Raw genomic sequence first — 23,108 nt, 5'->3', positions numbered from 1 at the left:
CCAGCTTTACACATTGGAAACGAGCCTGTCGATGCAGGCTTGAGCCGGATCAAATCCGCGCGTTCAGGCGCAGCTTTTGCACAGTCCGCGGATTTCGAGCACCGGGCGTTCCGCCCGGAACTGGTGCGCGGCGGCAATTGCGCGCACGGCGCGGCTCACGTCCTCATCATCGACATGCGTCGCCTCGCCGCATTCGTCGCAGACGAGGAAGATGCAGTCATGCGCACAGCCCGGATGGGTGTTGGCGAGATAGGCATTGGCGCTTTCGACCCGCATGGCCAGATTGTTCGCCACGAACACGTCGAGGATACGGTAGACCGAATTGGGCGCGACCCGTTTGCCGCGTGCGGCGGAGAGGTTGTCGGCAATGTCATAGGCCGAAACGGGGCGTTCGTGCTTCGCCAGTTCGGCGAACACGGCCTCGCGCATGCTGGTCCACTGTTCGCCCGCGCTTGTCAGCGCTCGCGCTGCGGCCTCGACCAGACCGGGGCCGTGAAGTTCGTGATGCGCATGGCTGTGTGCGTGCTGTCCCATATCTGCAAATATAGGCGCGCAATCGGGCTTTCGCCAAGCAAGAAGCGCGTCAGCCCGCGTCCGTCAGGAAGGTTGACCGATAATGGTTCGGAAACATCGCCTTCAGCGCCTCAACCTTGGGCTTGTCCCACCGCAGGATGTAACCGTGGCGGGGGTTCTTCGCCATGAAATCCTGATGGTAGCCTTCGGCCGGGTAGAACGCGCGGTACGGTTCGATCGCGGTGACGATCGGTTTCGACCACAATCCCGACTTGCCGAGCTGGGCCAGATAGGCCTGCGCCACTGCCGCCTGTTCCTTGTTCATCGGCACCAGCGCGCTGCGGTAATGGGTGCCGACATCCGGCCCCTGCCGGTTCTTGAGAGTCGGATCGGCCACCACCGAAAAGAAGATGCGCAGCAATTCGTCATAGCGCACAACGGCGGGATCATAGGTGATCTTCACGCTTTCGGCGTGGGCGGTGCCGCCGGAAATGATCCGGTCGTATTTTGCGGTTCCCGCCGCGCCGCCGTGAAAGCCGGAGACTGCCGAAGTCACGCCCTTCACATGGCTGAACACTCCCTCGACGCCCCAGAAGCAGCCGCCCGCAAAGATCGCTGTCTTGAGACCCTTGTTTTCCTTGGCCACGCGGGTGGCGGCAGGCGCGTCGACCGGCTCTTCGGCGGCGATGGCGGGGCCGGCGCAGGCCGACAGCATCAGCGATCCGGCGATCAGCAGGGTGGCGACGGGCTTCATCAGCGGGCACTTTCGGGAAGGATCACGAATTCTGCGGAAGGCTGCGGCGCCTTGGCCATTACCGCAGCATGCGCTGGCGGGCTGATTTCCTCGCTCCACTCATGCGCATTGGCGCCTGCCACCAGCAGCGTACCGATGACGAACCCGATCGAGAAATTACGGGCGAGGTCGGAAGAGAAAAGGCGCATCGGGCTTGCTCGTGATTCGGGTTGCTGTTCGTTGCCGCGTCCATGGAGGCATGCAAATTGCACCGCGATGAACGTGGCGCTCAGCTGCTATTAGGGCGCAGGGGCCTTGTTAGTTACGAAACGGCAGACAAAAAGTTGCGCCCGCGCCCAAGGCCCGGCGGAACGTGCGATGCACGAGCCGAAGCGAAAGCTGCAGAAGGAAGACGCACCCGCCGAAGCGGGTGCGAAATATCATCAGTGCCGGAAATGCCGCATCCCGGTGAACACCATCGCGAGGCCGGCTTCGTCGGCGGCGGCGATAACTTCGTCGTCGCGGATCGAGCCGCCCGGCTGGATCACTGCAGTCGCGCCCGCCTCTGCCGCAGCGAGCAATCCGTCGGCGAAGGGGAAGAAAGCGTCCGAGGCAACCGCGCTGCCCACTGTGCGAGGGGCGGCCCAGCCATAGGTCTCGGCGGCTTCCTTTGCCTTGATCGCGGCGATGCGCGCCGAATCGCGGCGGTTCATCTGGCCTGCGCCGATGCCTGCGGTGGCACCGTCCTTGGCGTAGACGATGGCGTTGGACTTGACGTGGCGGGCCACGGTCCACGCGAAGAGGCAGTCCTTCAATTCCTGGCTCGTGGGCGCGCGCTTCGTCACGACCTTGAGATCGGCCTCGCCAATCGCTCCGGCATCGCGCGACTGGATCAGCACCCCGCCCGCAATGGTCTTCATCGCAAGGCCCGGCCGGCGCGGATCGGGCAGTGTCCCGCATTCGAGCAGGCGCAGGTTCTTCTTCTTCGCGAAAATTTCTCTGGCCTCGGCGCTCACGCTCGGCGCGATGACGACTTCGGTGAAGATCGCGCTGATGGCCTCGGCGGTGGCGGCATCGAGTTCGGTATTGACCGCGACGATCCCGCCGAAGGCCGAAACGCTGTCACACGCCAGCGCCGCTTCCCACGCCGACAGCAGCGAGCCGCCCTGCGCCACGCCGCAGGGGTTGGCGTGCTTGACGATGACGACAGCCGGTTCCTGGCCTGCAAACTCCGCCGCCAGTTCGAGCGCGGCGTCGGCGTCGTTGAGATTGTTGTAGCTCAGCTCCTTGCCCTGCAACTGGTGCGCCTGCGGAACCCCGGCCGTGCCAACCACTTGCGGCACATAGATCGCCGCCGACTGGTGCGGGTTCTCGCCATAGCGCAGCGTGTCGGCGCGCTTGAGCGCAACGGGGAGCGTGTCGGGGAAGGGCGTCCGATCGCCTTCGGGATCGGCAAAGGCGAACCAGCTGGCGATGGCGCTGTCATAGGCTGCGGTGCGGGCATAGGCCTTGCCCGCCATGCGCGTGCGGAAGGCCTGTGTGGTGGCGCCACCGTTGGCGTCCATTTCCTCGACCAGTGTGGCATAGTCCGCCGGATCGGTGAGGATCGTCACGAAACCATGGTTCTTCGCTGCCGAACGCACCATCGACGGCCCGCCGATGTCGATATTCTCGATGATCTCCTCGCGGCTCGCGCCCTTCGCGACGGTCGCCTCGAACGGGTAGAGGTTGACCACCACCAGATCGATCGGGCCGATATCGTGCGCCTGCATCGCGGCGACGTGTTCGGCATTGTCGCGCAGCGCGAGGAGGCCGCCATGCACCTTGGGGTGCAGCGTCTTCACCCGTCCGTCCATCATCTCGGGAAAGCCGGTGAGGTCGGAAATGTCGCGCACCGTCAGGCCCGCATCGCGCAAGGCCTTGGCGGTGCCGCCGGTGCTGACCAGTTCGACGCCGCGCGCCGCCAGCGCTGCGCCGAGTTCGGCCAAACCGCTTTTGTCGGACACTGACAGCAGCGCCCGGGTGATCGCCTTATCGCTCATGGAGGAAACCTATCCTGTCTTCTTCAGCAGCCAGGAGAATTGGCCCCCGCTGCGCAATGCCAGTCCCTCGATCACCAGCTGTTCGGTGGCGTGCGGGCGGCCGTCGCCGTCGACCCACAGGCTGTCCTCGGCAGACAGGGTGATCTCGCCGGCGCCCGCCCTATCCCCGCCGAGCCGGAATTGCCAGAGCCGACCATCGGGCAACAGCAGACTTGCCCCGCGCCTGTCGCCCGAAAGCTGCACCTCGACCCCGCGACCGAGGTGGAAACGGATCGCAAAGGCGATCTTGCCGCGCTTGCCCTTGTTCGATGAGGGCACGAGGATGTCCTCGCCCGCCAGTTCGGTGCCGTCGCCTGACAGCGTCAGGATGCGGCGGTGGGTGAGGCCGAAACGCTGGGCATAGCCGTCATGCGCGGCTTCGATCCGGGTCGCCTCGCGCCCGCGTCCGGGAATCATCCGGCGTTCCAGCTCGACCGTCTCGACCCCTTTGCCAAGCTGGCCGTGGAGCAGCACCGCGGTGGAATTGGCATTGTCGAGCGTCAGGGTGGAAAATGCCGCCGTAGCGCGCAGCCCCTGTCCGATGCGTGCAGGCACCTGCCCGCCGGCCAGCGCCGCGCCGCCGCAATTGACGATCACCCGCGCAGGGCCGTCCGATAGCTCGAAGGCGAGCGTCGATGCGCAGCCGGTGCGCACGTGGCGCGCGCGTGGCGGCGGCGCGGTGTCGAACTGCACCAGTGTATCGCCTGCCTTGATCCGGCTGTAACCCCACCCCTCGACCGCGGCGAGCGGACGGGTGCGCACGCCCGACGCCTCGATCGCGGCATTGACCCGGTCGGCGGGGATAGCCGCCTGTCCCTGCCAGTTGCCCAACGCCCCGTCGCCGTGGCGCAACGCCAGAAGCGGCGGCACCAGCAATTCGCGCATGACTTCGAGCGCGGGCAGCGGCGTGATTTCAACGGCCTCGTAACAGGCGATCAGATCGGTCAGCAGCCGGATCGCGTCCAATTGCGCGGCGGGGCAGCGCGACAACACGCCCCCGTCTTCGCCCACCATATCCCCCAGCGCTTTGACGAGGCCCGCTTCACCATAAAGACGCCGCGGCTTGCCGTGGGGGAGCAGCAGTCCGGCGGCGACGATCCCGGCCCAGCCCGCGACCTGCCCCAGCCCCGCTCCCTCGCGCGGCACCTTGCGATCAAGCCAGCTGGCCGTTTCGGCAATGGCGGCCAGCATGTTCGACTTCAGGGCCTTGTCGTTGCCGGCCAGCACCAGCGGCGCATGCACCAGCCAGGCAACCAGCCTCAGCCCTGCGTGCTCCACCTCCCACGCCGGACCCTTGCCCGGCTGGCGGTGCGCGTGGAGCCACAACCCGGTGATCCGCTCTGCCACCGGCGTGCAATCGGCGCGCGGCGCGCTGGCGGCGAGATCGGCCAGCCACGAGAAGGAATGCAGCACCCGCTCGACTGCGGGCGCCGGGCGCCCCGAACCGGCGAAGTCGATGCCGGAAATCGGCAGCCGCACGCCATGGACCAGAAAATGGCCCGCCCGCAGCGCGGTGCCCGCAGCGCGGTCGCCGCGATTGGGGCTTTCGACCGTCGCCAGCACCCGCAGCGCTTGCGGGCGGCGGAACGGCTGGCTGAGCGCGTGGCCGGGAACCCCCATGCGATAGGCCAGCCGGATCAGCGCTTCTCCCGCGCCGGACGGTGCGGCGATGACATCGCTCAGCGCCAGCGCGCGGCCCGGCTCTTCGGGCGGGGGCGGCGCGGGTTCGGGCTGAACCACTGGTTCGCCGCGATCGGCCAGCGCCAGCACCGGATTGTCCGCCACCCGCTCCACCAGCGCGTCGGCCCGGCGGCCTGCGGGTGTGCGCAGCAGCGTTGCCATCAGCTTTCCCCCTTCAATGCGGCGATATTGGCGGCGTAATGCTCCGGCCCGCCCTTGAATGTGGCCGAGCCCGCCACCAGCACATCGGCCCCCGCCGCGACGCACAGCTTCGCGGTTTCGGCATTGACGCCACCATCGACTTCAAGCCGGATGTCGCGTCCCGTGGCATCGATCATTGCGCGAATGCGAGAAATCTTGGCCAGCTGCGAGGGGATGAAGCTCTGTCCGCCGAAGCCGGGATTGACGCTCATCACCAGGATCAGGTCGACCATGTCCATCAGGTTGTCGAGCACCTCCACCGGCGTGCCGGGATTGATGACGACGCCCGCTTTCTTGCCCAGCGCGCGGATCGCCTGCAGCGTGCGGTGGATATGCGGCCCTGCTTCGGGATGAACGGTGATGATGTCCGCGCCGGCGGCCGCGAAGGCTTCGAGATAGGGATCTACCGGCGAGATCATCAGGTGGACATCGAAGGTTTTTGCGCTGTGCGGGCGCAGTGCCTTCACGACGTCGGGGCCGATGGTGATGTTGGGTACGAAATGCCCGTCCATCACGTCGATATGGATCCAGTCCGCGCCGGCTGCGTCGATAGCGCGCACTTCCTCCCCGAGCCGGGCGAAGTCGGCCGAGAGGATCGAAGGTGAAATCAGCGGCGTGGGCATGATGCGGCGCGTGGGCCCCTTTGCAAAGGTGCGTTAACCGCAATACGGGAGCCGCGAATCACGCGACAAGCGCTGTGCGCGCCTTTTCCACCGTGGCGCACGCGGAATCGGCGCAAATCCGGGTTCTGCGCGTGATTAAGCCGCAATTCAGGCCGCGCCTGCCATTGCGGCGCCGAAACTGCGGGGCGATATACGACAAAAGCGCAAGCAGCGCGACGCGCCCCTGACCTCTCTCGAAGCGACAGGAATATTTGCCGATGACCATCCCTGCCCTTGGCCGACTGACGCCGCCTCCGGCGCTCGCCGTGGCCGCGCTGGGCCTGCTCGGCCTTGCCGGAGCGGCCGCGCCACTCGCCGCGCAGTCGCTCGGCATCAAGATCGACAACGACATGAGCCAGTGCGCCCCGGGCAAAGGGCCGGCGGTGCGGCTTGACGTCACCGGGCTCAGGTCGTCGAATGGCTATCTGTTCGTGCGCACATACCGCGCGCGGGAAAGCGACTGGCTCAAAAGCCGCCGCTATCTCCACCGGATCGACACCACCCCGCGCAAGGGAACGACGACCGTGTGCGTGCCGCTGCCTGCGGCGGGCGAATACGCCATCGCGGTGCAGCACGACGCCAATGGCAACAAGAGCAAGGACTTCTCGTCCGACGGCGCAGGCATGTCGAACAATCCGGAAATCAGGACCTTCCTCGGCATTCCGCGCCCGCCGGGGCTCGACAAGACCCGGTTTCGCGCGGGTGATGGCGTGACCCGGATCGCGATCCAGATGAAATATCAGGACTGACGCCGGTCAGGCACGGCGGCGATGACGCCATAGGTCGTAGAGCACGCCCGGCGCGGCCAGCAGCGGGTGGCGTTCGCGGAACGGCGTCACTTCCACAGGCATGCCGGTGTGGCGTTCGATCTTCCACGCGGCATAGCGCGTTGCGCCTTCGAACGTGGTGCTCGCCTTGACCAGTCGCAGCAGATTGAGCGGCTTGCCCATCCGGCGGCGGCGCGCCCACCATTTGAGGATGACGCCGCGCTGCCAGTGCGGCAGATCGGGGCTCAGCCGCTCGCCCTGCTGCCGCGAAGGGATGCCTCCGGCCTCCAGCGCCAGCGGCAGCAGCCCTGCAAAATGCGCGGCGTTGACGCTGAGAATGTCGTTCTCGCGCCCGCTTTTCTCGACCCGGAATTCGGCTTCGTAAGTGGCACGGAACAGCGCCCGCCAGTAATCATCCGCCGTGCCGCTTTCCGGCCCCAGCGCCGCCGCCAGCCGTGCCGCGGTGGTGCAGGCGGCGGCGATCGCGTCCACCACTGCGTCATGCGCATTTTCATCTGCCGTCCACACCAGCGCGCTGGGCTGCACGAAGCGGGCCCAGATCGTGGTATCGGTCAAATCGCCGCCTGCAGCGCGCGCAAAAGTGGCCAGTCGCATGGTCGCGACCTTGGCGCGAAGCACAACGTCCCCGTGCGGACGCTCGTGATAGCTGACGGTCGGCCAGATCGCGGCCTCGTCCTCTCCTGTGCCGGGCAGCAGAACGTAGAAGTCGAGCACGCCTTCCAGCGATCCGGTGCGCAGGTTGGAGCCGTAGAACAGCACCGCACGCGCCCCTGCCGCCGCACCAAGCGCGGCAGCGAATTCCGCCACTGCCGGATCGACCGACGCGGCCAGTCCTGCTGCGATGCGCTCTTCAAGCGGCCCGGATGCGCCGCTCATGGTCTGACGAAGGCGAGCTCCGGCCCCTGCTCGATGCGGTAATCGCCCGCGGGAAAGGCCTCTCCATCGAGGATGAACTGATCGTCGATCGAAAGGTTGAACTGGGTTGCGGCGAGCTGGTGGATGCCGCGTTCGCGCAGGCCGCTGCGCAGCTTGCCAAGCAGCACCAGCGGGATCAGCGCAGTGGTGCGGCGGGAGATCTGGTCGACCGCGACCAGCTTGAGCCCGTTCTTGAGAAATCCGAACGGGCGGATGCCTGCGGGCAGGCATTCGAGAGTCGAAGCGAACAGGATCTGCCGCATTTCGGGATCGCCGCGCCCGCTATGTTCCATCGGTACATCAGCGGCGCCGAGGCCGATCCGCATTCTCGCCCCCTTGCGCCACGGATTGGAGCGCCCGGCGAACAGCGATTGCGCTAGCGCCCACACGGCCGTGACACCCACCGCCAGACTGTTGAATGCGCCCAGACGGTGTGCACCCTGCCCCGCGCGAATGGCAGTGGTGAAGGCGCCTGCGCCGAGAATGAAACCCGATACCCGCGTCTGCATCGCCTCAGGATCGGTTTGGTCGAGCGGCGCGACCTCGATCGGGCGGCGGAACACACGGCCCCCGTGATCGAGCGCCTGGATCGCGTCCTGGAGAGTCCAGTTGTCGGGGATGCCGAGATCGACGGTCAGCGCGTTGGTCTTGCCCTTGGGCAGGACGGCAATCGCGGGCCAATTGTCTCCGAAGATCGGCCGCCCGCAGGTCAGCACGTCGCGCACGGTCCCGTCGCCGCCATTGATGACCAGCAGATCGATCCCGCGCGCTGCAAAATCGGCGAGGGCGATAGGCAGCTGCGAGCGGTCGCCCGGGCGGGCGATATGGACATGCGGCGACAGGCCGCAGTCGAAATCTGCCCCGAGATTGCGATGGCTGCGCGGATTGTAGATCACGCCGACGACCGGCGCCTGCCCCTCCGCACGCACCCGGCCCGCGCCGGCGCGCGCCTGATCGGCGGCATCGACACGCGGTATCTGCGCAAATTCATAGATCGGGGTTGCCATGGCGATTCTATAGTTGCCCGGCGGCTAACTTTCTACTCTCATGTTTCCCGCTTCTGTAACATTCGGTGATCGCGGCGATTATTTTCGACCATCTGGTGGTGCCGGGCGATGAACGACACATTCCGCACCGGTGCGGGCCGCCTTGGGCCAATCCTGCGGGAATTGCGGAAAATCGCTTGCGTGATCGTTCACATTGTCGTCAACTCGCGAGATGGGTCGAGGCATCACCATCGAGGACGTTGCGCGTGCCGCAGACGTTTCGCGCCAGACCGTCTCGCGCGTGATCAACCATAGTCCGCGCGTCAGCCCTTCAGCCAAGGCCCGGGTCGAAGAAGCGATCGCGACGCTCGGCTATGTTCCCAGCCTCGCAGCGCGCAGCATGGGTGGGGGGCGCAGCGGTGTGCTGCTGGCGGTGTTTCCCGAAAGCCAGACCGGCAGTGGCACCGCGCAGGAACTGGGCGGCATGCTGCTGGCCGGAAGCGCGGCATGCGGCGCGCAGGGCTACCGCCTGTTGTTCGAACCGCTTTGCGCAGCCGCAGGCGATCCGGGTGCGGCGGCGAAGCTGGCCGGAACGATCGGCGCATTGCAGCCCGAGGGCGTGATCCTGTTGCCCCCGCTTGATCGTGCACCCGAACTGCGCAAACTCCTCGACAGCCGCGGCATTCCCCGCGCCACCTTGCCCGGATCGGAGGCGGCATCGGGCAACGCCGGGGAGGCCGCCGCCCGCCGTCTGATCGAATTGGGACATCGCCAGATCGGCTATATCTCGGGCCCCGGCGACCCGCAGCGATCAGAGCGGTGGCTGGCCGGGTATCGCCGTGCGCTGGCGGAGAGGGATAGCCGTGCGCATCGCCATTTCGTTGCCGAGGACCAGCCCGGTCTTTGCACCGCGCTCGATCTGGTGCGGGCCCTTCTGGTGCCGACAATCCGCCCGACCGCGATCATCACCGAACGTGCCGATACCGCGCTGGCGGTGCTGCACGTGGCGCGCTCGCTGAAGCTGGCGGTGCCGCGCGACCTGTCGCTGATCGCGCTCGCCGAAGATCCCGAGCTTGTGACCTGCGATCCGCCGATTGCCGCACTGCATCGGCCGGTCGCAGCCCTGTTCGCTGGCGCGTGCGAGCGGTTGATGGCCGCTCGCAAGACCGCCGACGATACCGCTGTTTCCGCCGAGCTGCCGCTCGAACTCACGCTCGAATTGATCGAGCGGCCCAGCATTGCCCGTGCGCCGCGTGCAATCTGACACGTCTCGCCGTTGCCCATCGACGAGTGGCCTAGGCCGCCCGACAAAACCGCGTTGTGCCGGCGCCAGCAGGCTGATAGCAACGCCATGATTTCTCTGCGGACCTTTTCCGCCCCCGTTCGGAGCGCGGTTGTCCCGGTGAAATTTCCGTGGCCGAAGGCCAAAGGGGGCAGGTGGCGTGATCGAAAACCGGCAGCAGGACTGCACATAGTGCCGACCGGGATTTCCTGTCGTGCGGCAAGGTTCTGGGCCGGACTTGCGGCTTCGCTCGCAGTGCTGGCTCTGACCGGTTGCACTTCGCTCGCTACCGATCCGCCAGCCATGGCCGACATTCAGCCCTTGCCCGAACGCTGGGTTCTGGCCGAGCCCGAGGGCGCCGACATCCCGCTCGATCGCTATTGGGTGATGCTCGACGATCCGCTCGTCGATGAACTGGTGGCGCAGGCCCGGACGGACAATCTCGATATCGCGCAGGCTGTCGCACGGCTTCGCGCTGCCCGTGCCGGGTTGCGCCAGGCGCGCGCCGACCGTGTGCCGACGATCAACGCCAGCGGCGGCGCGGCGCGCGATGTCGGCGACTTTGCCAGCGAGGACGTGCTGTTCTCGCTCGGTGCGGATGCGGCGTGGGAGGCGGATCTGTTCGGCCGGATCGACGCGTCGATCGACGCGGCACGCAATGACGTCGCGGCGGCAGGCTATTCGCTCCGCGATCTAGAACGGGTGATCGTCGCGCAGGTGGCGGCGCAGGTGGTAACCGCGCGCTCGCTCGCAGCGCAGCTCGCCATCGCCCGCGCCACGCTCGCCAATCAGGACGACAACCTGCAAATCGCGCGCTGGCGCAACCAGGCAGGGCTGGTCGACAGCCTTGATGTCGAACAGGCGCGCACCCAGCGGGCGCAGACCGCAGCGAGCATTCCGCAGCTCGAAAGCAATCTCGCGGCGGTGGCCAACGCGATCTCGACGCTGACCGGAGAGCCGCCGGGGCGGGTCTATCAGGCACTGGTCGACGCGCCGCGCGCCGTGCCTGTCCCGCCCGCGCAGGTCGCGCTGGCCGTGCCGGCCGACACCTTGCGGCGGCGACCAGACGTAAGCGCTGCCGAAGCCCGGCTCGCCGCCGATCTCGATCGGGTCGGGGTGGCGCGTACGCAGCTTTATCCGCTGGCCCGGCTGTCCGGCACGATCGGAACCAGTGCGACCGATGTCGGCAACCTGTTCGACATCGTCACCGGCAACATCTTCGCCAGCCTCACCCAGCTGATTTTCGACGGCGGGCGGGTGCGCGGGCGGATCGAAGGGGCCGAGGCCGCCGCCGACGGATCGCTTGCGGCGTGGCGACAGAGTATCCTTGTCGCGCTTGAGGAGGTCGAAAGCGCGGGCGTCGATCTGGAAACCAGCGGGGCGCGGGTCGCCGCGCTGGCCGAAGCGCGCGACGGCGCGCAGAACGCCGCCGTGCTGGCGCGCAGCCAGTATCAGGCCGGGCTGATCGATTTCCAGAGGCTGCTGGTGGCGGAAAGCCAGCTGCTGAGCACCCGCACGGCCGAGGTCAACGCCCAGGGCGCGCGGGCGCAGGCTTTCATTGCCCTTGCAAGGGCAATGGGCGGCGGATGGGCGGTGCCCGAAGGCGCGCAACCGGATAACCTGACGGCAAGAGGGCTTCCCGAGTGAGTGATACGAGCAATCCGGCCGAACAGCCGAGCGTCGACGAATTCCTCGGCACCAAGCCGCGCCCGCGCTGGCGGCGCTGGATGAAATACTGGTTGCCAGGCCTGATCCTGCTGGTGCTGGTGATCACCATTGCGCAGTGTACGGCCGACAAGCCCAAACCCGATTACATCGCCGAGGCCGTCACGCAGGAATCGCTGTCGCTTTCGGTCACCGCGACTGGCAACCTGCGCCCGACCAATCAGGTCGAAGTCGGCGCGGAAGTCACCGGGCCGGTCGATTCCGTGCTGGTCGACGTCAACGACCGGGTGACCAAGGGACAGGTGATCGCGGTGATCAATACCGAAATCATCGACCAGCAGATCGCCCAGTCGCGCGCCAATCTCAACGCCGCGCGTGCCGCGCTGGGGCAGGCGCAGGCGACGCTCGATATCGATATGGTGCAGCTTGCGCGGCTCGAGGAGGTGCGCAAGATTTCGGGCGGGCGGGTGCCTTCGCAGATCGAGCTTGAGCGGGCCGAGGCTGCGGTGGAGCGCGACAAGGCGGCGGTGGCTTCGGCAAAAGCCAATATCGAGGCTGCCGACGCCTCGCTCAAAGGAAACCTCACCACCCGCACCCGTGCCGTGATCCGCGCGCCGGTGACGGGCGTGGTGCTGGCCCGCCGCATCGAACCGGGGCAGACCGTGGTCGCCGCGTTCAACACCGTCACGCTGTTCGTGATTGCGGAGGACTTGTCCGAAATGCAGCTGCGGGTGTCGATCGACGAAGCCGACGTGGGCCAGGTCAAGGCGGGGCAAAAGGCTAGCTTCACTGTCGATGCCTATCCCGGTCGCCGCTTCCCCGCGACGCTCGAACGTGTCGATCTGGCTTCGCGCAACACGGTCGAAGGGCAATCGGGCAGCAGTGGCGGCGGTGGCGCCGGCGCGGGCTCGGTGGTCAGCTACGAAGCGCGGCTCGAGGTGCAGAACCCTGACGGGCTGCTGCGCCCGGGCATGACCGCGACAGCGACCATCGCCACGCAGAGCACGGGCAGCACGCTGCTGGTGCCCAACGCCGCGCTGCGGTTCCGCCCCGACACCCAGGAGGAAGGCGGCGGCGGCGTGTTCCAGCCGCAGATCGGGCTGGAAAAGGAAAAGCAGCAGGCGACTATCGGCGTGGGCAGCCGCCAGCAGGTGCAGGTGCTGCAGGCCGACGGCACGCTCAAGGCTGTCGAAGTGGTCACCGGGCGCAGCGACGGGCGCCGCACGGCGGTGACGTCCAAGGAACTGAAAGCGGGGATGAAGGTCGTCACCGGCGTCAAGGCGGCGCGCAAGTAATGGCCGAGCCGCTGATCCAGCTTGAAGGGATTACCAAGACCTTCGGTAGCGGGGCGGCGGCATTCCAGGCGCTCAAAGGCGTCGATCTGGCGATCGACCGCGGCGAGTTCGTGGCGATTATGGGCCCGTCGGGTTCGGGCAAGTCGACGACGATGAACATCCTCGGCTGTCTGGACGTGCCGACCGACGGGGTGTTCCGGTTTCGCGGGGTCGAGGTGCAGAAGCTGGATCGTGACCAGCGCAGCCTGCTTAGGCGGCGCTATCTCGGCTTCGTGTTCCAGGGCTTTAATCTGCTGGCGCGCACCACCGCGCTGGAGAATGTCGAGCTGCCGTTGCTGTACCGCGGCGAGAGCAAGGCGGTGCGGCGGGCGGCGGCGATGCGCGCGCTCGATCAGGTGGGGCTTGTGCCGTGGGCCGATCACACCCCGGCCGAACTTTCGGGCGGCCAGCAGCAGCGCGTCGCCATCGCCCGCGCGCTGGTGACCGAGCCCGACGTGCTGCTTGCCGACGAGCCGACCGGCAACCTCGACAGCGAACGCTCGATCGAGATCATGGAGCTTTTGCGCCGCCTCAATGCCGATGGCATCACCATCCTGATGGTGACCCACGAGGAAGAGATGGCAGCCTTTGCCAAGACCATCGTGCGGTTCCGCGACGGGCTGGTGGAGCGGATCGAGCGCGGCGCGCCGGCGACCGAGGGCAGCCCCGCCTGATGCTTGGCACGACGATCCTTCTGGCCCTGCGCGAGATCCGGCGGCACATCCTGCGCTCGATCCTGACGACGCTCGGCATCATCATCGGCGTGGCGGCGGTGGTGACGATGGTGACCCTCGGCAACGGCGTCACCGCGTCGGTGCAGGAAGAGATCTCCTCGCTCGGGGCGAGCAACTTCATCATCTTTCCCGTCCGCACCAATCGCGGCACGATCCGCCCGTTCGACGAGGCTGACGTGCGTGCGGTGGAACAGCAGATCGCCGGTGTGCAGATTGCCGCAGGCTCGGTCTCTGCCAACGCCACCGCTTATTTCAACGGGCAGGACTGGGACACGAAAGTCGAAGGCGGCACCAACGCGCTGCTCGATGCCCAGTCGATCAGCATCAGCGATGGGCGCCCCTTCGCCCGCGACGAGGAGGCGGCGGGCAAGAGCGTGTGCCTGCTCGGACTGAAGGTGCGCGAGGCGATCTTCCCTCCCGATTCGAGCCCCATCGGCGCCCAGATGCGGATCGGCGATGTCGCGTGCCAGGTTATCGGGGTGATGGAGGAACGCGGGCAGGGCGGCGGCGGCGCGGATGACGACGATGTCGTCTTCATGCCGCTCAAGACCGTGCAGCGGCGCTTCCGCGGCAACGACAATCTCGACTACTTCGTGGTCAAATATGATGCCGCCTATGCCGCGTCGGTCATTCAGGATTCCCTGGTAGGCCTGCTGCGCGAGCGGCGCTTGCTGCAAGGGGACGAGCCCAACGACTTCAATGTGATCGACACCGCGCAGGTCAATCAGGCGCTTGGCGCGGTGACCGGCGCGCTGACCGCGATGGTGGCGGTGATCGCGTCGATCAGCCTGCTGGTGGGCGGAATCGGGATCATGAACATCATGCTGGTATCCGTCACCGAACGCACCCGCGAGATCGGCATCCGCCTCGCCATCGGCGCACTGGCGCGCGAGGTGCGGTTGCAGTTCCTGACCGAAGCCGTGGTGCTGTGCGCGCTGGGCGGGCTGGTGGGGATCGCGCTGGGCTTTGCCGCCTCGATCGGTCTGGCCGCGCTGATCGAGGTGCCCTTCGTGTTCGATCCGATGATCAACATCGTCAGCTTCCTGTTCGCCGCCGGGATGGGGATCGTGTTCGGATACTACCCCGCGAGCCGCGCCTCGAAGCTCGACCCGATCGACGCCCTGCGCCACGAATAGCGGCGATCCGCCCCGCCCCCTTCCGACGGGGCAGGCAAGAAGACTGTGTGCTGGAAAAAACTGGCGCACCCTAAAGGATGAAGACGAGAACTGGATGATCACGCTCTAAATATTGATTTTCGTATGGTATCGCAAAGCGATCGGAAAACTCGATCGACAAGATTTACTGGATCGTCTCGCGTCAACGCTCTGACCGGCAGCATCCGCAATATCAGCTTTGCGCCTCCGTTCCGGTTTTTGCGGTTTGCATACCGATCACCCAAAAGCGGACATCGGTAAAAAAGGGTCTCAAAGACCGGGTATGGGACATTTCAGACATTCCTAGCGGCATTATCAAACGTCCGGTTACGACCAGAACTGCCTTTCGTGCATATGCCTGCGTTTCTCAATCGAATATCTTGCATTGGACCGCGTCATGACAGCCCAATTGTGATCCGCGTTTGTCGGAAAGGCTCTGCACCCTTCGACACGCCGACCCGCCAAGGCGCCTAAGTGGTTGTTGGGGCGAGCCGCCGTTTTTCGCGTTCGAGATGGACACCGACGGGAATGCAGATCGCGATCATCCCCGCCATGATTGCCCCGCTAATCGGTTCGGCGATCACGAAACTGATCAGGAGCGCAAGGTTGATCATCAGGACGAGCGCAGGAAGGATCGGGTGCCCTCGCGCGCGGTAGGGCTGCCCCATGTCGGGGCGGCGGATTCGCAGAGAGAAATGGGAGAGAATATAGAGGCAGGCGGCAAACAGCGTCATCGCCCCCATCAGTCGGAATGCAAACACGTATCCCCCGGTGAAGATCAACGGGATCGAGAAAAGTGTGCCGACCGCCAGGGCCACGGTCGGGGTACCACCGCGATTGACCTGCAATGCCGACTTCAGGAACAGGCCATCTTCGGCCAGCCCGTAGAGCACTCGCGGGGTCGACATGATGCATCCGTTGAGCGTGATCAGCGCCATCAGCGTGGCCAGAAGCGCCACGAAAACGCCCCCCCATTCGCCTGCAACCTGGCCGATGACCACGGCCATCGGGAGTTGCGATGAGCGCAAGACATCGAAATCAAGCGCCGAAATCAGGCTCCAGTTAACCAACAGGTAGATCGCCATGACAGCGACAGCCGCCTGAAACAGCGAACGCGGGATGTTGCGCCCTGGATTCTTGTCCTCCCCGGCGAAATAGATCGAGGTGTACCACCCGTCATAAACCGCAACGATGAACTGGAGGCCAAGCAGGATAGTGAAGAGGGAGATCGGCTCGGCGGGCGGGACGCTTTGGGCGACAGCCGTTTCGGCACCGCGCTCGAGAGGAAACAGCAAGGCGGCCACAACCACTGCCAAAAGCAATCCGATCTTGAGCGCCGTCCCCACGATCTGGACCCAGCGCCCTTCCTCGACCCCGAACCAGTTGAGCGCAGTCATCAGTAGCAGGATCGCCAGCGCGCTCCATTGGGCGTTATCGGCAACAAAGGGCAAGATCGTGCCCAGAAAATCGGCTGCGGCGATGCTAAGCGCCGCATTGACCACGACAAAGGCGCTCCACATCGTCCAGCCGACCAGCAAGCCCATCGAATTCCCCAGCCCTTCGTGAACCGGGATGTAATGGCCGCCCGAACGCGGGATCGCAGAGGAAATTTCCGCTGCGACATTGCACGACAGCAGCACATAGAAGCCCCCAACCAGCCACAGAACCAGCACGATTGTGGGATCGGGAACCATGTTGGCGATTTCGCCGGGCGCGCGCATGATCCCGGTGCCGATAACCGTGCCAACGCACACGGCGATAGCAAAGGGCAGGCCGAGGCGTTTTTGAAGCTGCCCAGTGGGGACTGACGTGCTCATGCGAGTCTGCCTTCAAGTTCGACGGCCCCGGCGTCGGGTTGCTGCGGGTCGGTTTCAGGTTTCAACAAGAGGGTCAGCAAGCCGGCGACAAAAACCAGCGCTGCGCTCGCGCCGAACATCGCCTGCCATCCGCCCATGTCTTCGAGCAGAGGCAGCAGAGCCGCACCGACCATGAATCCCAGCGGCACGATCGCCGCGAACAGGGCAAAGGAGAGCGCGGCGGCTTCCTTTGCTGTCGCGCGCATCATGATGACGAGATTGGCCAGATAGAAAAGAAAGAGCGGCACGTTCTTGATGAAGAACCACGCGACATACAGCCGATCATCGGCCCACAGGGCATCGTCGATCAGGTAAACGCCCATCACGGGCAAGGCGATGACACCTGACCACAAAGCGATCCGCCTTGCCCCGAACCGGTCGACCATCCATCCCCCGAGCGTGAGGCAAAGCAGGCCCATCACAACGTTGGAGACGCCCATCAGCGATCCGAGCTCGGCCTGGTTCCAGCCAAGCTGCCGGATCGCGAAAAGCGCATCGGTCATCTCGTTGAGCCTTTGATGAACGCTGTAGATCAGGATCACCAGGACGGTGACGAGACCTTGTGGCCGCAGAAGATTGCGCAGTGCCGCCCAGAGAATGGGGAGCAGCTTGTCGTTCACGAAGGTGATTTCGGGCGAACGCTGTCCCCCGGTCCACGGCAGCAGCTTCTCGCCTGCGCGTTCCCGGATGATGAGCGCTGCCGTGGCAGGAATCAGGAACAGCACGAGCATTCCCATCATGGCGCTCGCAAAGCCGTGGTATTCGAGCAGATAACCGGTCCCGGCCATCCCGGCGGCGATGCCAAACACCTTGCCGCCAAACATGAAGCCGTTCATGCGCCCCATTTCGTTTTCGGGCGTGAGGTCCACAACCAGCGCATCGAGAGCGACGTCCTGCACCGCTGTGAGCAAGGATAGAATGAAGACGAAACCGATGACGAGCGCGGTCTGTTCGGGCCGCGGTGAGATCACCGAAACGGCGAGCAGGCTGGCGATGATGCATATCTGCGAACCGATCAGCCAGGGTCTCCGGCGGCCCATGGCGAGCCAGGTGTAGCGGTCCATCATGAGGCCGGCGATGAACTTGAGGCTCCATGGAAGGGACGCCGCGGCTGCAGCCATTGCCACCACCTCGGTCGACTCTCCGTTGGCCGCGAGCCAGGTGGGCATGGCGTAGAAGAATATGCCCTGCGGAAAGCCCTGCGCGAGGTAGAGCAGCGTGCCGAGCAGCAGGCGAAGCCGCGAACTGTCAGCAAAGGCGGGGAGCGCGAGGCGCGTATCGCGGCTGATGACGGCTCCGGCGCTCATGTCGCGGCCTCCTTGCCGCGCCGCAGCTTGGGCAGTTCGCCATAAGTCAGCCCGCGCCACAGCCATTCGAGCGGGCCCATCTTGAAGGTGCCAAGCCATAGCGGGCTGAGGACCAGCTGGACCGCCCAGATCGTGAAGACGACATAGTAAAGCTCGTGCCGCTCAAGCTGGCCGAAATAGCCCAGCCCGACGAACAGGATCGCGCAGACCAGCGAGTGCGTCAGGTAATTGGTGAACGCCATTCGTCCCACGCTGGCGAGCGCATGCTGGAACAGCGGGAAGATACCCGATCGCGCAATCAGCAGCAGCAGGCCAAGATGCCCCGCCGTCATCGGGAGCCTTCCAAGGTCGTAGGTGATCTGGGACTGGCTCATCGCCAGCAGGCCGAAGCCGCCCTCGATGATCAACCGGGTCTCGAGGACGTTAACCGTCAGGCCCACCCCATATCCGATCACGACGAGCGCAAGATAGAACCGTGTCGATCGCTCGAGCGTGAAGACCCCGGCCTTGAACAAGGCCATGCCGATCAGCATCATGCTGAAGATGTCGAAAAACCAGCGATAGAAATACCAGCTTTCCGCGTGCACCGTTTCTGCGGCAACCTGCGCGAAGGCGGCTGAGTAGCTCTGCGTGCGCTGCTCGACATAGTCACGCTGCGTCTCAGGCGAGGGGGCGTATTCGGCGAGCGCGCCCTCCCACTCTTCCCCGAGTGCCTGCTGCTGGGGGTTCAGTTGGGCGCCTGCCACCTGCGAGGCTTCGTAAGCCTCGTGATAGCTCATCAGGTCGGCCGTGTCCTTCGCGTTCCAGAGCGCGCTTGCCAGCATTCCGACGATCCCGATCATCAGGAGCGCCCGCACACCGAGCTTACGAAACGGGAACACCACCAGCGCGGTCAGCCCATAGAAATAGAGAATGTCGCCGCTCCACAGAAGGACAAAACCGTTCACCATCCCGAATACAAGCAGCCAGAGGTTTCGACGGGCGTAAATGTCGCCGACATCGGTCCGCCCCTTGGCTTCCAGCCGCGACGTGAACAGGATGATGCCCGCACCAAACAGCATCGAGAACAGGCCGCGCTGTGTGCCTTCGAACCCGATCTGGATGATCATCCACGCAAGCAGATTGGCCCCCTCCGCGCCGCCCCAGTTCATGGGATTGCTGTAGGCATGCGGCAGACCGAAGCCGGTGATGTTCATTAGCAGGATGCCGAACAGCGCTGCCCCGCGCACGAAATCGAGCGCGACGATGCGATCGCTTGTCGGCCCGGTTTTTGTCTGATCCGGTGTTGATTGGGCGGTCGCAATGACCCCTGCTTCATGTGCTGCCGTTGCCATGTATCCCCCTTCGATTGGAATAATTCCTGCACCATCGGTGCCGTTGCTTCAGGAATTCGATCACGTGGCCTGCCCTTCGGTGAGCCGCACGATTGGCGGCGGCGCAGCAACGGCGCGGCGGAGGACCGGACCGGCCGCAAACAGCAGCACCGCTCCGCTGGCCGGTATGGCGGCGTTGAGGAGGAAGAAGGGGGCCGGGCTTAGCGCCTCGTAGAACGAGCCGATCGTGCCCGTCGCGAGTCCAGCGATGAACAACGTCACGTAACTCGCGCTCACGACCAGCGAAGTGACCGCGGGGGGTGCCTGCCGCGAGACGAACGCCAAGGTTACCGGCCAATACCACAGAAAGCCGATGCCGGTGCAGATATAGGCCAGCATAGGCCATGCCACGCTCGCCTCGCCGCCATCGGCAAACAGCGCGCCAAGCGCGAACATCAGCAGCCCGGCGGCCATAATCATCATGCCGATGCAGATCTTGGCGATATCGTCCGGCTCGCGCCCGCGCCTTGCCTGCCAGCGCCACCATGCCAGCAGCAGCGGCATGGCCGCGATCCCGGCGAGCGGATCAACCGAGGCGAACCACGGCACCGGCAACTTCCCCAACGGCGTGGCCAGATCGACACTGTCCGCGATCCAGACGAAGCCGACATTGAGCGATTGAAAATAGGCGATGTGGCCGAGCATCGCAGCGACAAGGATCGGCAACATCAGCCACAATACGCGTCGATCTGCTTGCGAAAGCGGTACACGTGGCCCGGCTGCGCCCGCGCGAGGCCGATCATCGGGCAGGTGCCGGCGCCCCGCTACATAGACCGCGATTGCAATCAGCATCAGAAAGCCCGCAAACGCGAACCCTATGTGCCAGCCATAGGTCTGTGCCAGCGCGCCTGACACCAGCGGACCGCCAAACGCCCCCATGTTGATGAAGGTCGAGAAGATCGCGAAACCGCGCGAACGCTGCGCTTCTTCGTCACGCCCGTAAAGCTTGCCTACCTGCGACGCGATATTGCCCTTGAGCGCGCCCGAACCGGCGATCAAAAGGGCCAGCGCGATGAGGAAGGTTTCCTCGAAGGTCATGGCAAAGTGCCCGGCTGTCATCAGCGCGATGCCGCCCAGCACCACGCGCCGCGTGCCGAAAAAACGGTCCGCGAGCCAACCTCCGAGCATTGGCGTGAAATAGACCAGCCCCCCGTAAAGGCCGTAAATCTGGCTCGCCAGCGCCTGCGCTGAAAGCGGGCCGAACACCGCTTCGAGCGCGCCGCGAAACGCGGCCATGCCCCAGACATTCTCGGCATGGCCGGGCAGCAGCAATTCCTGCACCATATAGAGCACCAGCAGCGCGGCCATCCCGTAATAGGAAAACCGCTCCCACAGCTCGGTCGAGGCGAGGGTGAACAGCCCGCGCGGGTGGCCCAGAATGGTGCGCCCGGTCATTCGGCGGGCTCGATGTCATGGGTAACGGTCTTCGCGTCTGGTAGAGATGAATAGCCTCCCAGCCTGCGTGGGATCGTGATCAACCGCGACAGCGCGAGATGGACGACGAAGGCCAGCCACATCGAGGGCAGGCTTGCAGAGAGATAGCGAAAACCGGCGGCGGGCGTCTGGCTGACGGGTTCGAGCAGCGCGAGATAGGTCACGAACCCTGCTAGCAGCGCGATCATCGCCGCAGGGTTGAACCCCGCGATAAATCCATATGCGCTGCCCGGCGCCGGATGGTGCAGCGCGCGGATATCGACCGTTGTCCGTCGCAGCACCAGCCAATCGGCCAGTAGGATGCCGGTCGTCGGCGCAAGGACTGCCCCGGAAAACGCGACCATCGTATAGAAGCGCGCATACAGAGCATCGCTCGCCAGCAGCAGGATCAGCCCGGCGCCGATCCCCAGCATCGTCACATTGCCGGCAAAGCCCAGCCTCCGCGCGCGTGATCCGAAATTCTGCACGATCGTGGGCACATTGCCCTGCAACATCCCCGTAAGGCTGGAGATATTGGCGAAGATCAGCACCAGCAGCATCGCAAGGCCGATCACCGGCCCGACCAGCGGCGTCATCCACTGGGCCGGGTCAGGCGATCCGAGGACCAGCGAAGACGCCAGCCCGGCAAGCGCAGGCAGCAGGGAAACCGGCACCAATCCGATCCAAGTTCCCCACATCGCCCCACGCGCACTGCTGCCATAGCGCATGATATTGCCGGCCAGCCCGAACCACGAGATGGTCACGACAATGTTGAGTTCGGTCGCCAGCATCAGCCGCGTCGCGCGGTCGAATGGCAAGGCGGGCGGCTGCGCTGAAAAGACGGCCTGCCACCCGCTCTGCCACAACACCGCGATCAGCAGCCCGCCCGACAGCAGCACCAGCAAGGGCACGACCACGAGATTAAAGCGCCGCAAGGTGTCGCTTCCGCGCGCAGCAAGCAGGCAGCTGAGGCCGAGCACGCCAAGCGCGGTTGCTTTCGCCACCGGCCACGCAGTCCCGGGAGCAAGAAAATCGAGCCCGATCAGCACTTCACGCGTCGCATCGCCCGCCATGATCGAGAGGATCGCGGAATTGAACGGGACGATGCCCACCACCAGCACCACCGCCAGCAGGCTGGTGCCGCTTGGGCCGAACGCGCTGCGCATGAAGACGAAGCTTTCGCTGCCAGTCCGGTAGACCGGAAGCAGCAACCCGAAGAACAACAGACCAAGGCCCAGCGCCGTACCGAAGAACAGCGCCATCATGCCATCGACAAAGCCAACCAGTTGCCCGGTCGCCCCGCCAGCCAGAAATCCCCATGTGGCAATCGCAAGGCCGCCCTTGACCGCCAGCATGTCGCGAAAGGACCAGCTGCGTTCCTCAGGGAGCAGCGGAAGCGTTTCGGCCAGCGCGCCTTCGATCTGTGGGTTGTCGGCCAATGGCTAGAACGCCTGCGCAATCAGGACCATCGCGAAGGATCCGATGGTGATCGTGGCAAGAGCAACTGTATCCGCTTTGGGCAGACGACGATCCACGTCCTCACCCCGCGCAAGAATCGCCAGCCGCCGTTCCAGCTCGCCCTCGAAGGCGGTCGGCCGCGGGCGGTTCATTGCCCCACTCCGAGCCGATTTCGACGGTTACTCGCCTTAATCATTTTCGTCGACATTCACGCCTACCAAACGGCGAGACCCCATCGTTCATTTACTCCGAATTGGATCCGCCAAACCTTCCCCGGCCGCGCCAACCCGGTGGTTGGCGCGCCGTGAAGCGTGGTTTGATTTCGGCTTTTCCGCGTGACTCTTAGCTGCCTGTATTAAACGGCTGTGGTCAACCGGACGGACCGTCAAAAAAGCGTCAATTCGTGCTGGTAGCTGCCCTCGTGATCATCAGAGCGAGCATGTCGGCCGGATTGATGCGCTAGCCGGTGATTTTCATCGCCATTTTGGTGAAGATCGTGGAGACGGTCGCGAGCGTAATCGAGGGACAAAGCGATCAGGCAGGTTTTGTGCACCCAATCGCGGCTTACCGGTCCCTCCGGTTAAATACCGGCATCAGCGCTTCACCCATTCCCGGTGATGAGCGGGGCCGATACGAGTCCCGAAAGCGGTATGTCAGCTTCTGGTGGAACCAGACGTTCATTGTGACGGCCGTCAACGACCGCCTCTGGGTCGAAAGCTGCCATCTGACACGTCGCCTTCGAGCGGCACAAAAGCATCAGCGGTTCTAGGTCGGCTCCTCGCGGATAACGAGGAGCCGATTGCTCAAATTTCCGTGTTTTCGGCTAGAGCAAGCGCGTCTTCTACGTCGATCCCTAGGCTCAGGACCCATTAAATTCTTGCATTGGCGGCGATGCCTTGATTCACTCGCGGCACTGAGGAGGTGCTGCGGGTGTCTGAGCTTTGGTTGTTGAGCGAGGCGCAGATGCGCCGGA

At 65.0% G+C, this 23,108-nt stretch carries 21 protein-coding genes; 7 read left to right on the top strand and 14 right to left on the bottom strand.

Features of this window, described 5'->3' with window-relative positions:
- Positions 1–63 precede the first annotated feature (63 nt).
- The 6 genes from OIK40_RS13910 to rpe form a co-directional block, all read right to left on the bottom strand.
- The gene (locus OIK40_RS13910) at positions 64–534 is read right to left on the bottom strand and encodes a Fur family transcriptional regulator (RefSeq protein WP_273678960.1); all 471 of its coding nucleotides are present in this window, start codon (positions 532–534) and stop codon (positions 64–66) included.
- A 49-nt stretch (positions 535–583) separates the two neighbouring features.
- Positions 584–1,267: a peptide-methionine (S)-S-oxide reductase MsrA gene (msrA, locus tag OIK40_RS13905; RefSeq protein ID WP_273678959.1), complete on the bottom strand. Its 684-nt coding sequence runs from the start codon at positions 1,265–1,267 to the stop codon at positions 584–586.
- A complete protein-coding gene (locus OIK40_RS13900; protein ID WP_273678958.1) occupies positions 1,267–1,455 on the bottom strand; it encodes a hypothetical protein in 189 nt (62 codons plus the stop codon). Before OIK40_RS13900 ends, msrA begins: the two co-directional genes overlap by 1 nt.
- A gap of 234 nt (positions 1,456–1,689) precedes the next feature.
- A complete protein-coding gene (gene purH / locus OIK40_RS13895; RefSeq protein WP_273678957.1) occupies positions 1,690–3,288 on the bottom strand; it encodes a bifunctional phosphoribosylaminoimidazolecarboxamide formyltransferase/IMP cyclohydrolase in 1,599 nt (532 codons plus the stop codon).
- 9 nt (positions 3,289–3,297) lie between these two features.
- Positions 3,298–5,169: a heparinase II/III family protein gene (locus OIK40_RS13890; RefSeq protein WP_273678956.1), complete on the bottom strand. Its 1,872-nt coding sequence runs from the start codon at positions 5,167–5,169 to the stop codon at positions 3,298–3,300.
- A complete protein-coding gene (rpe, locus tag OIK40_RS13885) occupies positions 5,169–5,831 on the bottom strand; it encodes a ribulose-phosphate 3-epimerase (RefSeq protein WP_273678955.1) in 663 nt (220 codons plus the stop codon). The genes OIK40_RS13890 and rpe overlap by 1 nt, the downstream gene beginning before the upstream one ends.
- Positions 5,832–6,088: 257 nt before the next feature.
- Between rpe and OIK40_RS13880 the strand changes: the two genes are divergently transcribed.
- Positions 6,089–6,619 (top strand): DUF2141 domain-containing protein, encoded by a 531-nt coding sequence (locus tag OIK40_RS13880; RefSeq protein ID WP_273678954.1) that lies wholly within the window; start codon positions 6,089–6,091, stop codon positions 6,617–6,619.
- A gap of 6 nt (positions 6,620–6,625) precedes the next feature.
- On the opposite strand, the gene OIK40_RS13875 is transcribed toward OIK40_RS13880, so the two are convergent.
- Both OIK40_RS13875 and OIK40_RS13870 read right to left on the bottom strand, forming a co-directional pair.
- Positions 6,626–7,534, bottom strand: a complete 909-nt coding sequence (locus OIK40_RS13875; protein WP_273678953.1) for a hypothetical protein — start codon at positions 7,532–7,534, stop codon at positions 6,626–6,628.
- A complete protein-coding gene (locus OIK40_RS13870) occupies positions 7,531–8,580 on the bottom strand; it encodes a diacylglycerol/lipid kinase family protein (protein WP_273678952.1) in 1,050 nt (349 codons plus the stop codon). The genes OIK40_RS13875 and OIK40_RS13870 overlap by 4 nt, the downstream gene beginning before the upstream one ends.
- A gap of 211 nt (positions 8,581–8,791) precedes the next feature.
- On the opposite strand from OIK40_RS13870, the gene OIK40_RS13865 reads away from it, so the two are divergent.
- From OIK40_RS13865 to OIK40_RS13845, 5 genes are all read left to right on the top strand, one after another.
- The gene (locus tag OIK40_RS13865) at positions 8,792–9,823 is read left to right on the top strand and encodes a LacI family DNA-binding transcriptional regulator (protein WP_273678950.1); all 1,032 of its coding nucleotides are present in this window, start codon (positions 8,792–8,794) and stop codon (positions 9,821–9,823) included.
- 210 nt (positions 9,824–10,033) lie between these two features.
- Positions 10,034–11,488 (top strand): efflux transporter outer membrane subunit, encoded by a 1,455-nt coding sequence (locus OIK40_RS13860; protein WP_273678949.1) that lies wholly within the window; start codon positions 10,034–10,036, stop codon positions 11,486–11,488.
- The gene (locus OIK40_RS13855) at positions 11,485–12,801 is read left to right on the top strand and encodes an efflux RND transporter periplasmic adaptor subunit (protein WP_273678948.1); all 1,317 of its coding nucleotides are present in this window, start codon (positions 11,485–11,487) and stop codon (positions 12,799–12,801) included. The genes OIK40_RS13860 and OIK40_RS13855 overlap by 4 nt, the downstream gene beginning before the upstream one ends.
- Complete coding sequence (locus OIK40_RS13850; RefSeq protein ID WP_273678947.1) at positions 12,801–13,514, top strand: ABC transporter ATP-binding protein; 714 nt, start codon at positions 12,801–12,803, stop codon at positions 13,512–13,514. The genes OIK40_RS13855 and OIK40_RS13850 overlap by 1 nt, the downstream gene beginning before the upstream one ends.
- On the top strand, positions 13,514–14,710 hold the full coding sequence (locus OIK40_RS13845) for an ABC transporter permease (RefSeq protein ID WP_273678946.1): 1,197 nt from the start codon (positions 13,514–13,516) through the stop codon (positions 14,708–14,710). The genes OIK40_RS13850 and OIK40_RS13845 overlap by 1 nt, the downstream gene beginning before the upstream one ends.
- A 488-nt stretch (positions 14,711–15,198) precedes the next feature.
- Here OIK40_RS13845 and OIK40_RS13840 read toward each other — a convergent pair whose 3' ends face one another.
- From OIK40_RS13840 to OIK40_RS13815, 6 genes are read right to left on the bottom strand one after another with little or no spacing between them, the layout of a single operon-like run.
- On the bottom strand, positions 15,199–16,545 hold the full coding sequence (locus tag OIK40_RS13840; protein WP_273678945.1) for an APC family permease: 1,347 nt from the start codon (positions 16,543–16,545) through the stop codon (positions 15,199–15,201).
- On the bottom strand, positions 16,542–17,990 hold the full coding sequence (locus tag OIK40_RS13835; protein WP_273678944.1) for an MFS transporter: 1,449 nt from the start codon (positions 17,988–17,990) through the stop codon (positions 16,542–16,544). Before OIK40_RS13835 ends, OIK40_RS13840 begins: the two co-directional genes overlap by 4 nt.
- The gene (locus OIK40_RS13830; protein ID WP_273678943.1) at positions 17,888–19,225 is read right to left on the bottom strand and encodes a DUF418 domain-containing protein; all 1,338 of its coding nucleotides are present in this window, start codon (positions 19,223–19,225) and stop codon (positions 17,888–17,890) included. Before OIK40_RS13830 ends, OIK40_RS13835 begins: the two co-directional genes overlap by 103 nt.
- A 60-nt stretch (positions 19,226–19,285) precedes the next feature.
- Positions 19,286–20,659, bottom strand: a complete 1,374-nt coding sequence (locus OIK40_RS13825; protein WP_273678942.1) for a peptide MFS transporter — start codon at positions 20,657–20,659, stop codon at positions 19,286–19,288.
- Entirely contained in the window at positions 20,656–22,116 is a 1,461-nt protein-coding gene (locus OIK40_RS13820; protein ID WP_273678940.1) for a cytosine permease, read from the bottom strand. The genes OIK40_RS13825 and OIK40_RS13820 overlap by 4 nt, the downstream gene beginning before the upstream one ends.
- A 3-nt stretch (positions 22,117–22,119) precedes the next feature.
- Entirely contained in the window at positions 22,120–22,287 is a 168-nt protein-coding gene (locus OIK40_RS13815; RefSeq protein ID WP_273678939.1) for a hypothetical protein, read from the bottom strand.
- A gap of 314 nt (positions 22,288–22,601) precedes the next feature.
- Between OIK40_RS13815 and OIK40_RS13810 the strand changes: the two genes are divergently transcribed.
- Entirely contained in the window at positions 22,602–22,904 is a 303-nt protein-coding gene (locus OIK40_RS13810; RefSeq protein ID WP_273678938.1) for a hypothetical protein, read from the top strand.
- The last annotated feature ends 204 nt before the right edge of the window (positions 22,905–23,108 follow it).

It is taken from the genome of Erythrobacter fulvus, assembly GCF_028595285.1.
Classification (GTDB): Bacteria; Pseudomonadota; Alphaproteobacteria; order Sphingomonadales; family Sphingomonadaceae; genus Erythrobacter; species Erythrobacter fulvus.
This window is presented reverse-complemented; position numbering and strand designations above follow the sequence as displayed.

Excerpts from the sequence above, each read along its gene's own strand:
- OIK40_RS13910 (WP_273678960.1), bottom strand. The coding sequence starts at position 534 with ATGGGACAGCACGCACACAGCCATGCGCATCACGAACTTCACGGCCCC.
- OIK40_RS13835 (WP_273678944.1), bottom strand. The coding sequence starts at position 17,990 with ATGGCTTGGCACCTTCAAGATGGGCCCGCTCGAATGGCTGTGGCGCGG.
- OIK40_RS13870 (WP_273678952.1), bottom strand. The coding sequence starts at position 8,580 with ATGGCAACCCCGATCTATGAATTTGCGCAGATACCGCGTGTCGATGCC.
- OIK40_RS13900 (WP_273678958.1), bottom strand. The coding sequence starts at position 1,455 with ATGCGCCTTTTCTCTTCCGACCTCGCCCGTAATTTCTCGATCGGGTTC.
- OIK40_RS13815 (WP_273678939.1), bottom strand. The coding sequence starts at position 22,287 with ATGAACCGCCCGCGGCCGACCGCCTTCGAGGGCGAGCTGGAACGGCGG.
- OIK40_RS13845 (WP_273678946.1), top strand. The coding sequence starts at position 13,514 with ATGCTTGGCACGACGATCCTTCTGGCCCTGCGCGAGATCCGGCGGCAC.
- OIK40_RS13850 (WP_273678947.1), top strand. The coding sequence starts at position 12,801 with ATGGCCGAGCCGCTGATCCAGCTTGAAGGGATTACCAAGACCTTCGGT.
- rpe (WP_273678955.1), bottom strand. The coding sequence starts at position 5,831 with ATGCCCACGCCGCTGATTTCACCTTCGATCCTCTCGGCCGACTTCGCC.
- msrA (WP_273678959.1), bottom strand. The coding sequence starts at position 1,267 with ATGAAGCCCGTCGCCACCCTGCTGATCGCCGGATCGCTGATGCTGTCG.
- OIK40_RS13840 (WP_273678945.1), bottom strand. The coding sequence starts at position 16,545 with ATGAGCACGTCAGTCCCCACTGGGCAGCTTCAAAAACGCCTCGGCCTG.
- purH (WP_273678957.1), bottom strand. The coding sequence starts at position 3,288 with ATGAGCGATAAGGCGATCACCCGGGCGCTGCTGTCAGTGTCCGACAAA.
- OIK40_RS13865 (WP_273678950.1), top strand. The coding sequence starts at position 8,792 with ATGGGTCGAGGCATCACCATCGAGGACGTTGCGCGTGCCGCAGACGTT.
- OIK40_RS13890 (WP_273678956.1), bottom strand. The coding sequence starts at position 5,169 with ATGGCAACGCTGCTGCGCACACCCGCAGGCCGCCGGGCCGACGCGCTG.
- OIK40_RS13880 (WP_273678954.1), top strand. The coding sequence starts at position 6,089 with ATGACCATCCCTGCCCTTGGCCGACTGACGCCGCCTCCGGCGCTCGCC.
- OIK40_RS13825 (WP_273678942.1), bottom strand. The coding sequence starts at position 20,659 with ATGACCGGGCGCACCATTCTGGGCCACCCGCGCGGGCTGTTCACCCTC.
- OIK40_RS13875 (WP_273678953.1), bottom strand. The coding sequence starts at position 7,534 with ATGAGCGGCGCATCCGGGCCGCTTGAAGAGCGCATCGCAGCAGGACTG.
- OIK40_RS13830 (WP_273678943.1), bottom strand. The coding sequence starts at position 19,225 with ATGGCAACGGCAGCACATGAAGCAGGGGTCATTGCGACCGCCCAATCA.